The organism is Pararhodobacter sp. CCB-MM2, from assembly GCF_001691415.1.
GTDB lineage: Bacteria > Pseudomonadota > Alphaproteobacteria > Rhodobacterales > Rhodobacteraceae > Pararhodobacter.
Window position 1 is genome coordinate 1 of the sequence record NZ_LRRR01000122.1, and the last position, 386, is coordinate 386.

Annotated in this window: 1 protein-coding gene; it reads right to left on the reverse strand. The window is 50.5% G+C overall.

All coding sequences use genetic code 11. The features are described from left to right. A partial coding sequence (locus tag BCY78_RS24445) for an EamA family transporter (RefSeq protein ID WP_145925762.1) occupies positions 1 to 386 on the reverse strand: 386 nt, incomplete at both ends.

Consider the following 386-nt stretch of genomic DNA (forward strand, 5'->3'; position numbering starts at 1 on the left):
ATCAGTTTCCATCCCAATACATCATCAAACCAGAATATTCCAAAAATGGTGGCCAGTATGGGAGCCAGAAGAAGCATGGGGGTCACCAGGGAAACGGGATATCGCCCTACCAGATAGTAAACAATCCCATGACCGATAACGGACGCACCAATAGCGGAATATACAGGCGTCCAGAAATCCGACAACTGAGAGTGACGCAGGGTCTCCCATTGTCCGGATTCAAATATCAGTGATAAGAGCAAGAGCGAAGGGGTCGCAACAAGCGCGATCCAGGCCTGAAGACGGAACACCCCCAGATTCGGACATTGCCTCATCAGAATGGTCGCAACTGCCATCACAAAAGCCGCTCCGGCAACCCAGAACAAAGCATCCAGATGATCGAATAC